Origin of the sequence: Streptomyces sp. NTH33 (assembly GCF_003236365.1) — a bacterium.
Taxonomy (GTDB): Bacteria; Actinomycetota; Actinomycetes; order Streptomycetales; family Streptomycetaceae; genus Streptomyces.
This window is the reverse complement of sequence record NZ_POTZ01000171.1, coordinates 1-12,981: the sequence shown is the minus strand read 5'-3', so window position 1 is coordinate 12,981 and position 12,981 is coordinate 1. Positions and strand designations below refer to the sequence as shown.

The following is a 12,981-nucleotide window of genomic DNA, read 5'->3' as shown; positions in this document are numbered from 1 at the left end:
CCTCCGACCCCGACGCCGAGATGACACAGGTGGTCCGCCCGTGAACAAGCCCCTGCGCCGGATCGCGGTCTTCTGCGGCCTCCTGATCCTCACCCTGCTCATCCGTGACAACTGGATCCAGTACGCCAAGGCCGACAGCCTCAAGAACGACCCCAAGAACCGCCGCGTCACCATCGCCCGCTACGCCACCCCGCGCGGCGACATCATCGTCGGCGGCTCTCCGATCACCGGGTCGACGGAGACGAAGAGCAACGGGCTCAACGACCTGAAGTACAAGCGCACCTACAAGAACGGCCCCATGTGGGCGCCCGTCACCGGGTTCACCTCCCAGTCCTACGGCGCCACACAGCTGGAGAGCATCGAGGACGGCATCCTCACCGGCAACGACGACCGGCTCTTCTTCCGCAACACCCTGGACATGATCACGGGCAAGCCCAAGCAGGGCGGCAACGTGGTCACCACACTCAACGCGGCCGCGCAGAAGGCGGCGTACAGCGGGCTGAAGGAACGCGGCAAGGGCGCCGTCGTCGCCCTGGAACCGTCCACCGGCAAGATCCTGGCACTGGCCTCCTACCCGTCGTACGACCCCTCGTCGTTCGCCGGCACCTCCAACAAGGACGCCGAAGCCTGGAAGAAGCTGCAGAAGGAGAACAACCCCAGCGACCCGATGCTCAACCGGGCGCTGCGCGAGACCTACCCGCCCGGCTCCACCTTCAAGGTGCTCACCGCGGCCGCCGCGCTGGAGAACAGCCTGTACACGTCGGCCGACCAGTCCACCGACTCCCCGCTTCCCTGGGTCATGCCCGGCACCACCACCGAGCTGAAGAACGAGGGCAACATCCCCTGCAAGAACGCCACCATGCGCGAGGCGCTGCGGGTGTCCTGCAACACCGTCTTCGGCAAGATCGGCGCGGACCTCGGCAACGAGAAGATGCTCGAGGAGGCCAAGAAGTTCGGCTTCACCAAGGAGCAGTTCGTCCCGGTCCGCGCCAACGCCTCGGTGTTCTCCGACGACATGAACGAGTCGCAGACCGCACTGTCCTCGATCGGCCAGTTCAACACCGCCGCGACCCCGCTGCAGATGGCCATGGTCGTCTCGGCGATCGCCAACGACGGCAAGCTGATGAAGCCGTACATGGTCGACAAGCTGCAGTCACCGAACGTCGACACCCTCGAGCAGACCAAGCCCGAGGAACTGAGCCGACCGCTGTCGTCGAGGAACGCCCAGATACTGCAGTCGATGATGGAGACCGTCGTCAAGGACGGCACCGGCAGGAACGCGCAGATCAGCGGCGTCACCGTGGGCGGCAAGACCGGTACCGCCCAGCACGGCGTCGACAACAGCGAGAAGCCGTACGCCTGGTTCATCTCCTACGCCAAGACCGGCGACGGCAGCTCGCCGGTCGCGGTCGCCGTGGTCGTCGAGGACGAGAACGCCAACCGCGACGACATCTCCGGCGGCGGCCTCGCGGCACCCATCGCCAAGAGCGTGATGCAGGCGGTCATCAACTCAAGGCAGTGACCCCTGTCACACCCCCTTCACATCGGTGCACGTTGGGATACCGGTCCGGTATCGGGTGACGGGCTTGGCCAGGTCACACAGAGCGAGCCGGGTACGGTAGGCCCGGACAGCAGCCTCCGGCGGCACACATGGTGCCGGTCGGGACCGACGGAGAGGGCTGGTAGGGAACTATGGAAGAGCCGCGTCGCCTCGGCGGCCGGTACGAGCTGGGCCATGTGCTCGGCCGTGGTGGCATGGCGGAGGTGTACCTCGCGCATGACACCCGGCTGGGCCGCACCGTGGCGGTGAAGACGCTGCGCGCCGACCTGGCGCGCGACCCTTCCTTCCAGGCCCGGTTCCGCCGGGAGGCCCAGTCGGCCGCCTCGCTCAACCATCCCGCGATCGTCGCGGTCTACGACACGGGCGAGGACTACATCGACGGGGTCTCCATCCCGTACATCGTCATGGAGTACGTCGACGGCTCCACGCTCCGTGAACTGCTGCACAGCGGCCGCAAGCTGCTGCCCGAGCGGGCCATGGAGATGACCATCGGCATCCTCCAGGGCCTGGAGTACGCCCACCGCAGCGGCATCGTCCACCGCGACATCAAGCCGGCCAACGTCATGCTGACCCGCAACGGCCAGGTCAAGGTCATGGACTTCGGCATCGCCCGCGCCATGGGCGACTCCGGCATGACGATGACCCAGACCTCGGCCGTCATCGGCACCGCCCAGTACCTGTCTCCCGAGCAGGCCAAAGGCGAACAGGTCGACGCGCGGTCGGACCTCTACTCGACGGGTTGCCTGCTCTACGAACTGCTGACGGTCCGCCCGCCCTTCGTCGGCGACTCCCCGGTCGCGGTCGCCTACCAGCACGTCCGCGAGGAACCGCAGCCGCCCAGCGTCTTCGACCCCGAGATCACGCCCGAGATGGACGCGATCGTGATGCGCGCGCTGGTCAAGGACCCCGACTACCGCTACCAGTCCGCCGACGAGATGCGCGCCGACATCGAGGCCTGCCTCGACGGCCAGCCGGTCGCGGCCACGGCCGCCATGGGCTCGGTCGGCTACGGCGCCTACCCCGACGACCAGCCGACCACCGCCCTGCGCTCCGAGCCCGCCGCCGGCGCCACGACGATGCTGCCGCCCATGAACCCGGACGACGGCGGCTACGGCTACGACGACCGCCCCGACCGGCGGCGCCAGAAGAAGTCCAGCACCTCCACGATCATGCTGATCGTCTCCGGCGCCCTGGTCCTCATCGGCGCCGTCCTCATCGGCATGTGGATCTTCAGCGGCGACGGCGCCAAGAACAACATGGTGCCCGTGCCCAACTTCGTCGGCCAGACGAAGAAGGAGGCCCAGCAGTCGGCGGAGAACTCCGACCTGGTACTGGCCTTCACCCAGGACACCTGCGACGACCAGCCCAAGGGCAAGGTCTGCTCCCAGGACCCCAAGACGGGGGGCCGGGTCGAGAAGAACACGACCGTCAACCTGGTGCTGTCCACGGGGGCGCCGAAGGTTCTCGTCCCCGACGTGACGGGCATCTCCATCGACAAGGCCCAGTCCGATCTGCAGAACAAGGGCTTCAAGGTCGAGCAGAAGACCGAAGAGTCCGACCGGCCCGAGGGCATCGTCATCTCCCAGGACCCCTCGGGGGACGATGAAGTCGAAAAGGGCTCGACGATCACCCTCACCGTCGCCAAGCCCTTCGCGAAGGTCACGGTCCCGGCGGAGGTCGTGGGCAGGTCCTGCGAAGAGGCCAAGGCCCTGCTGCAGCAGCAGAACCTCGTCCCGGGCGACTGCAACGAGGAGCCCGTCCAGGACCCCAACCAGGACCAGAAGGTCATCGGGACCAACCCCGGCACCGGCGCGCAGGTCGACAGGGGCTCCCGGGTGGACATCCGGATCGGCAAGCTGGCCGAGCAGACCCAGGTCCCGGTGCCGGCGGACATCCTGGGGAAGAAGCTCAAGGACGCCAGGAAGAAGCTCGAGGAGGCGAACCTCCAGGCCGGTGACATCAACGGCCCCAATGACGACAACGCCATCGTCACCGGCTCCGCCCCAGGACCGGGCCAGCCGGTCAACCCGGGCGATCGGATCAACCTCACCACCATGGACAGGCGCGGAGGCGACAACGGAGGCTTCTTCGGCGGAGGCGGCTGACCCGATCGCCTCCCGGCCCTGACGACAAGAGCCCCGGCCCCCTCCCAGGAGGGAAGCCGGGGCTCCGTCGTACCGCCGTCCCACGCCACCACAAACCTGTACGCAATCCGATCGTGTCTTCATATGTCACCACTCGTTGATCGGTTGGGGTGGGGAATCGGAACGCTCTGCCCCGGCCATGTGGCCGCACACGAACAAAGGGCAGAACGTGATCAACGAGTCGGTGCTCCTGGAATCGAAGAGCATGCGCAACAGCGTGCTGGACCGTACGGACGTCCTCGACAGGGTGAAGGCTCTGTCGCTGCTGCCGGACGGAATGCACGTCACGACGGCGATGGTGGCGGCGTATTTCAGCGTCACGGTGGAGACCGTCCGCGCTTTGGTGCATGACCATCGCGCGGAACTGGAAGGGAGTGGGTATCGAGTCGTGACCGGCTCAGAACTGAGTTACTTCAAGCAACTCAGTGGCATCCAGTCACGCACCCGGTCCCTCGCCCTCTTCTCCCGCCGGGCCGTCCTCAACGTCGCCATGCTGCTCCGAGACAGCGAAGTCGCACGTCAGGTGCGTGTCTACCTCCTCGACATGGAGTACCTGGCTCGCACACAGCCTGTGGAAAACTCACCGCAGCCGCCCGCCTTCTCCCCCGACGACCGCATCGACCAGCGCATCACCCACATCCTCGGCAAGACCGTCGTCCCGATGTTCAACACGCTCATCGCCACCTCCGGCGAACACCGCCGCGAGCTCATCGAACTCCGCCAGGACGTCGAGAACGTCAAACGCAGGCTGTGCCAGCAGCATCGACGCGCATCAGCATCCTGGAAGGGGAAGCCCCCACAGGACATGTCAGGACGCTGCTCAAGTCCATGACCTGGCAGCAACTCGAACATCACGTCGCCGGTCTCCTGCGCCGTGACGGCTGTACGGACGTCATCGTGAGGCAGAGGAACAGGGACCGGGGCATCGACATCACCGCACGCACCTCTGACGGCCGCACCGTGGCTGTCCAGTGCAAGAAGTACACCGGCCACCGGGTCATCTCCAGCGCCGCCATGCAGAAGTTCGCGGGCGCCGCACGGGCCGTGCTCCACGTGGACGTTCCGCTCTTCGTGGCCACGTGCAACTACAGCAGTGAGGCACAGGCGATCGCCGACCTGAGCGGGATCATCACGGTGAACCTCGAAGAGCTGGAGGCGTGGAGCGCGGACTCGCGTCTCAAGGTGCTGCAACAGCCCTGACAGCACGAGGCCCGAAGCCGCAAGACGAAGTTGCGGCTTCGGGCCTTTCACATGTTAGGGGACTGCCCTCCTCAAAGGAGGTCAGTCAGCCTGCTCGCAGCTCCTCCGGCAACGTCCGCTCGGCGTCCACCTTCTCCACCCGGACCAACTCGCCCCAGACGATGTACCGGTACCGCGAGGTGTACACCGGCGTGCACGTCGTCAGGGTGATGTAGTGGCCGGGCTTCTTGACGCCCGACTCCTTCGGGACCGGGGAGAGGACCTCGACGTTGTACTTCGAGGTCTCCGGGAGGATGCCGTAGACCTTGTAGACGTACCACTTGTCCTTCGTCTCGAAGACGACCGGATCGCCCACCCGCACCTTGTCGATGTTGTGGAACTTCGCCCCGTGCCCGTCCCGGTGGGCGGCGAGGGAGAAGTTGCCGGTCTTGCCGGACGTCGGGAGGGCCGCCTTGACGGGGTCCAGGTAGTAGCCGGCCACGCCGTTGTTCAGTACGTCGTCCGACGTGCCCTTCTTGACCAGGACCTCGCCGTTGTGCATGGACGGCACGTGCAGGAAGCCGATGCCGTCCTTGGTGTCCAGCGCGCCGGGGCCGCTGGGAGCGGACTGGGCCCACTCGTCACGGATCTTGTTGCCCTGCTGGCCGGCCTCGCGGTCCGCCAGGACGTTCGTCCACCACAGGGAGTAGGCGACGAACAGGCCGAGGACCAGACCCGCCGTGATGAGGAGTTCACCGAAAAAGCTGACGGCGAGAGCCAGCGGGCCGGGCCCGCGGCGGCGTCCCCGGGGACCGGCAGCCGACGCGTCACCGCGCCTTCCACCGCCGTAGCTGTGCTCTGCCGTGTCGTCCGTGGTCGCTGCCACTGTTCATCCGCCCTTTAACTGACGAGCGCATCCGGCTTGCCCTTGCTGCGCGGCCGTTCCTCGACCATCTTGCCCCAGACGATCAACCGGTACTTGCTGGTGAACTCCGGTGTGCAGGTGGTCAGTGTGATGTAGCGGCCGGGCTTGGTGAAACCCGAACCCTTCGGGACGGGGTCGAGGACACTCGTGTTGGCCGGCGGCGTCACCGGCAGCATCGACGCCATCTTGTAGACGAAGTACGTGTCCTGCGTCTCGACGACGATCGCGTCGCCCGGCGAGAGCCTGTTGATGTACCGGAACGGCTCGCCGTGCGTGTTGCGGTGGCCCGCGAGCCCGAAGTTGCCCGTCTTCGCCTCCGGCATCGCCGTGTTGAGGGCGCCCTCCGCGTAGTGCCCGACCATGCCCTTGTCCAGCACCTTGGACTTGCTGATGCCCTCCGCGACCGGCACCACCACGTCCAGCTTCGGAATGTGCAGGAGGGCGAAGCCCTGCCCCGGCTCGAACGCCCCCGGGTTCCGCTTGCCGCTCGCCCATTCGTTCTGCAGCTGGTTCGCCTCACTGCCCGCCTGGGCGTGCGCCCGCACGTTCGTCCACCACAGCTGGTAGGTGACGAAGAGCAGCATCACCACACCCGTGGTGATGAACACCTCACCGATGATCCGGCTGGCGACGACACCCGGGCTCGCTCTGCGCGCCCGCGCCTGCCGACGCGCCTCCACCCGGGACAGCGGCGCGGACGGCCGCTCCGCCGGACTGCCCCCCTCAGGCACCGCCTCCCCGACGGCCCCACGACGGCCGTGACGGCGCCTGGCGGCCTTTCTGCGGGCCGCGCGCCCACCCGTCGGGGGTTCGGTGGTCCCCGTGGCCGAAGACGCCTCAGGCGGCGGATCCGGGATCCGCAGCGCCATCGTCTCCTCGTCGACGGCGGGCGGACCAGGATGCGGACCGGGGTGTGGTGCGGGCGGCGCATACGCCGTCGCCGCGTCACCGGCCGGCTCGTACGGCACCCCCGCCGGACCCGACGGACCCGCCTGGGGCACCACCGGAGCCGCGTAAGGCGCCGCGTACGGCTCCTGAGGCGGGCCCTGCGCCCCCACGCCGTACCACTCCCCGAACGTGCCCGACCCCTCGTACGGCTGCTGCCCGTACGAGGGGTCCGACTCGCGCTCGGGGCGCAGCGCGGTCACGCCGTGGCCCTGCCCACCACCGGGGCCAGCCCCGCCGATCTCGCCACGGCCCCCTCGTCCCCGCACTCCACCAGCCAGTTGGCCAGCATCCGGTGCCCATGCTCGGTCAGCACCGACTCGGGGTGGAACTGCACGCCCTCGACGGGAAGTTCACGATGCCGCAGCCCCATGATGATCCCGTCGGGCGTACGCGCCGTCACCTCCAGCTCCGCGGGCACGGTCGCGGGCTCGGCGGCCAGCGAGTGGTAGCGGGTCGCCGTGAACGGGGAGGGCAGACCGGCGAAGACGCCCTTGCCCCCGTGCTCCACCGGCGAGGTCTTGCCGTGCAGCAGCTCGGGCGCGCGGTCCACCACGCCGCCGTACGCCACCTGCATCGCCTGCATGCCCAGGCACACCCCGAAGACCGGAACACCGGTCGCGGCGCAGTGGCGGACCATCTCCACGCAGACACCGGCCTGCTCGGGCGTGCCCGGTCCCGGCGAGAGCAGCACCCCGTCGAAGCCGTCCTGGGCGTGCGCCGTCGACACCTCGTCGTTGCGCAGCACCTCGCACTCGGCCCCCAGCTGGTACAGGTACTGGACCAGGTTGAAGACGAAGCTGTCGTAGTTGTCGACGACGAGAATCCGCGCACTCACTGGTTGTCCACCGTCACATCGTTGAAGGGAAGCAGCGGCTCGGCCCACGGGAAGACGTACTGGAACAGGACGTAGACCACGGTCAGTACCAGCACCAGTGAGATCAGCGCCTTCACCAGCGCGTTCCCCGGCAGATGCCGCCAGATCCAGCCGTACATGCCGTCCCTTCCGTCTCCCACGGCACCAGACTCACGCCGTACGCCACCAGACTAACGGCGCGGCGCCCCGGGTTTCCCGGCCTCCACGGGGCTGGGCGGAGATGACGTCCCGGACCGTCCCGGACCCGTGTACCCGGACATACGTGGCACGGGGGCGATCACTTCGACATCGGTGGGCACGGTTCCGCGGGGCCCGTCGGCGTCACCTACTCCGCGGGCTCCGCGTAGTGCAGGTCCACTGTGCCCGAGTAGCCCGGAAGAGTCACCGTTCCCTCGTCGGCGACTTTCCAGCCGAGGCCGTAGACGTTGACGTACACCATGTAGTTCTGGATCGCCGGGGAGTCGGCGAGCGCCTTGCGCAGCTTCTCCGGGTCGCCGACCGCCGTGATCCTGTACGGCGGTGAGTACACGCGGCCCTGGAGGATCAGCGTGTTGCCCACGCAGCGCACCGCGCTGGTGGAGATCAGCCGCTGGTCCATGACCTTGACGCCCTGGGCGCCGCCGTTCCACAGCGCGTTGACCACGGCCTGGAGGTCCTGCTGGTGGATCACCAGGTAGTCGGGCTGCGGCTCGGGGTAGCCGGGGAGTTTCGCGGTGGCGTCCGGCGGGGCGTCGTCGAGGGTGACCGTGATCGCCGTGCCCCTGAGATTCCGCGTGCCCGCGCTCTCCTCCAGGCCGGCGAGCCTGTCGCCCCGGGCCTTGCCGTCGACGTCGCCGTCGTCGTGCCGGGCGAGGGACTCGATGTCGCCGCGCAGGGCCGCGTTGGACTCGTCCAGCTCCTGGTTCTTGCGGCTGCGCTCCTGGACGAGGTCGGACAGCTTCAGCAGGGACGCGTCCGTGCGGATGTTGGTGCCCTTGGCCGTGTTGAAGCTGGTGAAGAAAATGAGCCCGGCCAGGGCGAAGACGGCCACGGTGAGGATCCGCACGGGCTTCGGACGGCGCGGGCGGGCCGGGCCGTCACCCGTCGTGGGGAAGTCGGCGGAATTGCTCAACGTACCCTTATCTCCTTCGGCGCCGTGGAAGCACTACGCTAACGGACGCCCGGGAGAGTACTCAGTGTCCCCTTGTACGCTGCCCCGGAGCCAGCCCAGTTCCCTGCGCGGCCACGCAGCGCATCGACAGGAGAGACCCTCGTGCCGAAGTCACGTATCCGCAAGAAGGCCGACTACACCCCGCCGCCCGCCAAGCAGTCCGCGAGCATCAAGCTGGAGAACCGCAGCTGGGTGGCGCCCGTCATGTTGGCCATGTTCCTCATCGGTCTGGCCTGGATCGTCGTCTTCTATGTGACCGACGGCTCGCTGCCCGTCGACGCCCTGGACAACTGGAACATCGTGGTGGGCTTCGGCTTCATCGCCGCCGGATTCGCCGTCTCCACGCAGTGGAAGTGACGCCGGCGTCCCGGTGACGCAGCTCTGCCCATGGCTGTTCGCTGAGTTATCCACAGGTTGGCGCATTGCGTCCACAGGTAGTTGGGGAAAAGCCTCGATCTGTGGATAACCACTCCACCGTTGACGCCGGTACGACTGTCGCACCGCCCCGCGGCACCCCCCGCCCCCTTCCTGACCTGCGCAAATGCAGGCAGTAGGGGGCACACGTGTTCCCGCACGCTATGCACAGGTCTCGCCACTGTCTGTGGACAACAGGGGGACCGCGGGGTTTTCGGCCGCGGTCTCAGGCGAGCTGAGCCGTTCTGAGCAGCGTCAGCACCACGACGACCACCAGCACCAGCGCACAGGTCCCATACTGCATCAGGGTCCGCCGCTCGCGCGGGGCGTGGACCATCGCATATCCGATGATCACACCGGCGACCAGGCCGCCGATGTGGGCCTGCCAGGCGATATTGCCCCAGCCGAAGGTGATGATCAGGTTGATCACCAGCAGGACGATGATCGGCCGCATGTCGTAGTTGAGCCGGCGCATCAGCACGGCGGTGGCGCCGAACAGGCCGAAGATGGCGCCGGAGGCGCCGAGCGAGGGCTGGTTGGGCGCGGCGAGCAGATAGGTGAGCGCGCTGCCGGCGAGCCCGGCGGTGAAGTAGAGCGCGAGGTAGCGGGCGCGGCCGAGAGCCGCCTCGAGCGGGCCGCCGATCCACCACAGGCTGAGCATGTTGAACAGGATGTGGATGTAGCTGCCGTGCAGGAACATCGCGGTGAGCAGCCGGTACCACTGGCCGTCCGCGACCCCTTCGACGGAGCCGAGTGAGGGGACGTAGGCCCGGCCGACGAGGTCGAACCGGTCGGTGAACTGGTTTCCGACGGAGAGCTGGACCAGGAAGAAGGCGAGGTTGAGGCCGATCAGCACCTTGGTGACCAGCCGGGGGTCGGCGGCGACCGAACCGCCGGCCAGCGTGCGGGGCCGGTTCGCGGCGGGTGAGTGGCCGGTGCCGGAGCCGCCCCGGACGCAGTCCGGGCACTGGAAGCCCACGGAGGCGTTCACCATGCACTCGGGGCAGATCGCCCGGTCGCAGCGGGTGCAGCGGATGCCGGTCTCGCGGTCCGGGTGGCGGTGGCAGGTGGGCAGGCGGTGGGCGTCCTGCGGGCCCTGGCCGGTCGGGCCCTGGCCGGTCGGGCCCTGGCCGGTCGGGCCCTGCGGGCTGCCTGGTGCCTGGTCCATGGGGGTCCCCTCGATTCGTCCTGGGCGGTGCGCGGCTGCGGCTCCTTCGGGCAAGGCACCGCCCCGCTCATCCTTACGGACGAGCGGGGCGATTGGTTCCCCCGGGGAGGTGTCGGGCCTGGCCCTCGGGCTCAGCCCTCGCGGGTCTCGACGACGACGGACTCGATGACGACGTCGTTGACGGGGCGGTCGGTGCGCGGGTTGGTCTGCGTGGCCGCGATGGAGTCGACGACCTTCTGGCTGGCCGGGTCGGTGACCTCGCCGAAGATGGTGTGCTTGCGGTTCAGCCAGGTCGTCGCGGCGACGGTGATGAAGAACTGCGAGCCGTTGGTGCCCGGGCCGGCGTTGGCCATCGCCAGCAGGTAGGGCCGGTCGAAGGAGAGGTCCGGGTGGAACTCGTCCTTGAACTGGTAGCCGGGACCGCCGGTGCCGTTGCCCAGCGGGTCACCGCCCTGGATCATGAAACCGCTGATCACCCGGTGGAAGACCGTGCCGTCGTAGAGCTTCGCCGTGGATTTCTCGCCGGTGGCGGGGTGGGTCCACTCGCGCTCGCCCTGGGCGAGCTCGACAAAGTTCCGGACCGTCTCGGGGGCGTGGTTCGGCAGGAGCCGGACCTCGATGTCGCCGTGGTTGGTCTTCAGGGTGGCGTAGAGCTGCTCAGCCACGATCTGCCTTCCGTTGTCTTCCTGTGACTCCCCGATCCTCGCACGGCCGGTGCCGCGCGTCGCCCGGCGGCGGTTTCCGGGCGAACGTCCGCCGGTTTCGGTCGCGTGATGCCCGGCCGGTCCTCCCGGGTCATGAGCGCGGTGCGGCGATCCGTGGCATTGTCGACGGCAAGCTCCTTTTGCTCCGCATTCATCCGCTGTCGCGCGTCACCGTCTCGCGGCGGGCTCCCGTCCGGAAGGGCCGCTGTGGTCGCCGGAGACACGGCTCGTGACCCGGATGCCCGGCATCGCATGCTCCCGGACGCGCGGACAGGCATGATCCGTAAAAGGGTGGAAAGTCGAAATACCGTACGCCACCGAGGAGGAGGAACCCGTGACCCGCATCGACAGCGTGCGCGCCGCGACCGGCTCGGCGAAGGACAGCGTGCTGCACGCCGCGGAAGTGGTGGCGCCCTACGCCGACACGGCCAAGGAGAGGGCCGCGCACTACGCACACGAGGCACGCGTACGGCTCGCGCCGAAGGTGTCGCTGGCCGCCGACCAGGCCCGCGTCCAGTACGGCGCCCATGTCGCACCCCGGCTGGAGCAGGCCTATGCCCAGGCCATGGCCCATGTGCCGCCGAAGGTCGACCTGGCCGCCCAGCAGGCGGCCGAACGGACGCGTAGGGCCGCCCGGCAGGCCGCCGAGTATTCCCGGCCGAGGATCGAGCAGGCGATGGCCGCGGCGGGGCCGGTCGCGGACGAGGCCACCGCGCGCGGTGCCGCCGCGCTGGTCGCGCTGCGCGGTCAGGTCCCGGCGCAGAAGATCCAGAAGCTGGCCCGCAGGCAGCAGCGGCGGTGCCGGGCGGGCCGTGCCGCGAAGATGTTCGCGGTGGCGGGCGTGCTCGCCACCGGCGCCTTCGCCGCCTGGAAGTGGTGGGACAAGCAGGCCAACCCCGACTGGCTGGTGGAACCGCCGGCCGCCACGGAGGTGCCCGAGTCGGGTGGGCTGTCTTCGGTGGAGGGCAGCGGCCAGTCCGTACTGGACCCGGAGGTGCAGGCGAAGCGGGCCGAGGAGGAGGCGGGCCGCGACAAACGCGGCTGACCGTCTCCTGGTGGCGCGGCCGGCGGCAGGCGTGGCACGAAGAAGCTCCCCCCGACCCGGGAAACAGGTCGGGGGGAGCTTCTTCTTCGCGTCCACGTCCGTGGTGACGGGCGTGTGCGTGTCCGTGGAGCCTAGGGGAGTCGAACCCCTGACATCTGCCATGCAAAGACAGCGCTCTACCAACTGAGCTAAGGCCCCGGAAGAGGAGCGTCCGGCCGGAGATCGGTCTGCCGGTCGGGTGCCGCAGACCAGAGTACCGGGTCACCCCCCGGATTCCGCAAAAGGATTGGGGGTCCCCGTGGCCGACCACTCTCCGTAAGATGCTCGGCGGGGTTCGCTACAGCGAACCGCGGTACTTGGGGAAGCGATGGGGAGACGCAATGGACGCCGCACAGCAGGAAGCCACCGCAAGAGCGCGTGAACTGCAGCGGAACTGGTACGGGGAGCCGTTGGGGGCGCTCTTCCGCAAGCTCATAGACGATCTCGGGCTCAACCAGGCCCGGCTGGCGGGGGTGCTGGGGCTGTCCGCACCGATGCTGTCGCAGCTGATGAGCGGGCAGCGCGCGAAGATCGGCAATCCGGCGGTGGTCCAGCGGGTGCAGTTGCTGCAGGAGCTGGCGGGGCAGGTGGCGGACGGCAGTGTCAGCGCGGCCGAGGCCACCGAGCGCATGGAGGAGATCAAGCGGTCGCAGGGGGGCTCGGTGCTCAGCAACACCACGCAGTCGACGAGTGGTTCGGGAGCGCCGGCGAGCACCGCGAAGAGGGCGGAGGAGCGGCCCCGCGCCGTCTCCAGCAGGAACCCCACCGGCCCGCCGACCGTCACGTCGGGGCCGACGTGGGCCGAGTACATGCCGAAGACGGCGAGTCCG

At 68.6% G+C, this 12,981-nt stretch carries 13 protein-coding genes, 1 tRNA gene and 1 pseudogene; 7 read left to right on the top strand and 8 right to left on the bottom strand.

All coding sequences use genetic code 11. The features are described from left to right. The first annotated feature begins 40 nt into the window (after positions 1-40). The 4 genes from C1I97_RS17880 (at position 41) to C1I97_RS41525 (ending at position 4,905) form a co-directional block, all read left to right on the top strand. On the top strand, positions 41-1,522 hold the full coding sequence (locus C1I97_RS17880) for a peptidoglycan D,D-transpeptidase FtsI family protein (RefSeq protein WP_111004218.1): 1,482 nt from the start codon (positions 41-43) through the stop codon (positions 1,520-1,522). Between the two features lie 170 nt (positions 1,523-1,692). Then, positions 1,693-3,666 (top strand): Stk1 family PASTA domain-containing Ser/Thr kinase, encoded by a 1,974-nt coding sequence (pknB, locus tag C1I97_RS17870; RefSeq protein WP_111004217.1) that lies wholly within the window; start codon positions 1,693-1,695, stop codon positions 3,664-3,666. A gap of 208 nt (positions 3,667-3,874) precedes the next feature. Continuing rightward, entirely contained in the window at positions 3,875-4,537 is a 663-nt protein-coding gene (locus C1I97_RS41530; protein WP_258382617.1) for a restriction endonuclease, read from the top strand. Continuing rightward, positions 4,534-4,905 carry a restriction endonuclease gene (locus C1I97_RS41525; protein WP_258382616.1) on the top strand — a complete coding sequence of 124 codons (372 nt, stop codon included), beginning with the start codon at positions 4,534-4,536 and terminating at the stop codon, positions 4,903-4,905. The genes C1I97_RS41530 and C1I97_RS41525 overlap by 4 nt, the downstream gene beginning before the upstream one ends. A gap of 85 nt (positions 4,906-4,990) precedes the next feature. On the opposite strand, the gene C1I97_RS17860 is transcribed toward C1I97_RS41525, so the two are convergent. The 5 genes and pseudogenes from C1I97_RS17860 to C1I97_RS17840 all read right to left on the bottom strand — a co-directional run bounded on the left by C1I97_RS17860 (position 4,991) and on the right by C1I97_RS17840 (position 8,742). Continuing rightward, on the bottom strand, positions 4,991-5,770 hold the full coding sequence (locus C1I97_RS17860; protein ID WP_111004216.1) for a class E sortase: 780 nt from the start codon (positions 5,768-5,770) through the stop codon (positions 4,991-4,993). A gap of 14 nt (positions 5,771-5,784) precedes the next feature. Then, on the bottom strand, positions 5,785-6,957 hold the full coding sequence (locus C1I97_RS17855; RefSeq protein WP_111004215.1) for a class E sortase: 1,173 nt from the start codon (positions 6,955-6,957) through the stop codon (positions 5,785-5,787). Next, positions 6,954-7,592 carry an aminodeoxychorismate/anthranilate synthase component II gene (locus C1I97_RS17850; protein ID WP_111004214.1) on the bottom strand — a complete coding sequence of 213 codons (639 nt, stop codon included), beginning with the start codon at positions 7,590-7,592 and terminating at the stop codon, positions 6,954-6,956. Before C1I97_RS17850 ends, C1I97_RS17855 begins: the two co-directional genes overlap by 4 nt. After that, a pseudogene (locus C1I97_RS17845) lies at positions 7,589-7,797 on the bottom strand (hypothetical protein). The gene C1I97_RS17850 and the pseudogene C1I97_RS17845 overlap by 4 nt, the downstream one beginning before the upstream one ends. A gap of 159 nt (positions 7,798-7,956) precedes the next feature. Further along, entirely contained in the window at positions 7,957-8,742 is a 786-nt protein-coding gene (locus tag C1I97_RS17840) for a DUF881 domain-containing protein (protein WP_111004212.1), read from the bottom strand. A gap of 141 nt (positions 8,743-8,883) precedes the next feature. On the opposite strand from C1I97_RS17840, the gene crgA reads away from it, so the two are divergent. Next, positions 8,884-9,138 carry a cell division protein CrgA gene (crgA, locus tag C1I97_RS17835; protein WP_111004211.1) on the top strand — a complete coding sequence of 85 codons (255 nt, stop codon included), beginning with the start codon at positions 8,884-8,886 and terminating at the stop codon, positions 9,136-9,138. 283 nt (positions 9,139-9,421) lie between these two features. Here crgA and C1I97_RS17830 read toward each other — a convergent pair whose 3' ends face one another. Both C1I97_RS17830 and C1I97_RS17825 read right to left on the bottom strand, forming a co-directional pair. Next, positions 9,422-10,363, bottom strand: coding sequence for a rhomboid family intramembrane serine protease (locus C1I97_RS17830; protein ID WP_111004210.1), 942 nt, complete (start codon positions 10,361-10,363; stop codon positions 9,422-9,424). 131 nt (positions 10,364-10,494) lie between these two features. Further along, positions 10,495-11,028, bottom strand: coding sequence for a peptidylprolyl isomerase (locus C1I97_RS17825; RefSeq protein WP_111004209.1), 534 nt, complete (start codon positions 11,026-11,028; stop codon positions 10,495-10,497). 373 nt (positions 11,029-11,401) lie between these two features. Between C1I97_RS17825 and C1I97_RS17820 the strand changes: the two genes are divergently transcribed. Beyond that, a complete protein-coding gene (locus C1I97_RS17820) occupies positions 11,402-12,112 on the top strand; it encodes a DUF5324 family protein (protein WP_111004208.1) in 711 nt (236 codons plus the stop codon). Positions 12,113-12,237: 125 nt separating this feature from the next. Here C1I97_RS17820 and C1I97_RS17815 read toward each other — a convergent pair. Beyond that, positions 12,238-12,310 (bottom strand) — tRNA-Ala (locus C1I97_RS17815). Positions 12,311-12,492: 182 nt separating this feature from the next. On the opposite strand from C1I97_RS17815, the gene C1I97_RS17810 reads away from it, so the two are divergent. Then, positions 12,493-12,981, top strand: a 489-nt coding sequence (locus tag C1I97_RS17810) for a helix-turn-helix domain-containing protein (RefSeq protein ID WP_258382615.1), incomplete at its 3' end; no start/stop codon positions are given.